The sequence below is a fragment of the Mesorhizobium sp. M7A.F.Ca.MR.362.00.0.0 genome (assembly GCF_004023175.1).
Taxonomy (GTDB): domain Bacteria; phylum Pseudomonadota; class Alphaproteobacteria; order Rhizobiales; family Rhizobiaceae; genus Mesorhizobium.
In genome coordinates, this window is sequence record NZ_RZTF01000150.1 from 12,973 (window position 1) to 13,927 (window position 955).

General features: G+C 65.5%; 1 protein-coding gene and 1 pseudogene. One reads left to right on the forward strand and one right to left on the reverse strand.

Translation table 11 applies throughout. From position 1 onward, the window contains the following. Positions 1-242, forward strand: a pseudogene (locus tag EOC06_RS42860) (transcriptional regulator); the annotation flags it as partial. On the opposite strand, the gene EOC06_RS18880 reads toward EOC06_RS42860, so the two are convergent. Continuing rightward, positions 243-955: DMT family transporter (locus EOC06_RS18880; protein ID WP_164898647.1), on the reverse strand; the 713-nt coding region annotated here is incomplete at its 5' end.

The following is a 955-nucleotide window of genomic DNA, read 5'->3' on the forward strand; positions in this document are numbered from 1 at the left end:
GGACTTATCCGTCCGGCTTGAAAGGCAGTCGGCCGTCGCCGGTCGAGCCGAACGCCATCGTGCACCCGCTCAGGCTGGCGCATGGCGATCAGGTGCTGTCGTTCATCAGCACCATCACGGTGTTCGGCACGCCGCTCGACGTGACGCTTTCGGAACTGGCGATCGAATCGTTTTTCCCCGCCGACGAGCAGACGAGGACGGTGCTGGTTCGGTTGGCGAAGGAGCGAGCCGAGCTGTCGTAATCACCCTTCAGGCAAAGATGCCTTGCGCGTGCGGGTCCGCTCCAGGCCAAGCTGGCGTTCGCGCCAGATGATGAAGATGCCGGCGGCGACGACGATCAGGCCGCCGACAAGCATATGGAGCGTGGCGACGTCGCCGAAGACGAGATAGCCGACGACGACGCCGAGGATCATCGACGTGTATTCGAACGGCGCCACCACCGAGGCCTCGGCATGGCGATAGGCCGCCGTCATCAGGATCTGGCCGAGGCCGCCGCAGAAGCCGGCGGCAACAAGAAGAGCCGCCTGGAGCGGCGTCAGCGCCTGCCAGCCGAATGGCAGCGACAGCAGCGACATGACGCTCGCCGTCACCGAAAACCACAGCACGATGGTCGCTGTGCGCTCGCTTTGCACGAGATTGCGCACCAAGAGCATGGCGACGGCCGAGATCGCCGCGGCGACAAGAGCGGCGATGACGCCAAGCACTTCCTGATCGTCGAGCGCCTCGTCGGAACTCAGCAGCGTCAGTTCCGGCCAGGAGATGATCAGCACGCCGACCAGGCCGACCGCGACCGCACTCCAGCGATAGACACGGATGGCCTCGCCGAGGAAGATGGAGCTGAACACCACCACCAGCAGCGGCTGCGCGTAGTTGAGCGTGATCGCTTCCGGCAGCGGCAGCCGGGTCAACGCAAAAAAGCCGAGCCCCATGGCGCAGACGCCGACCAGGCCGCGGG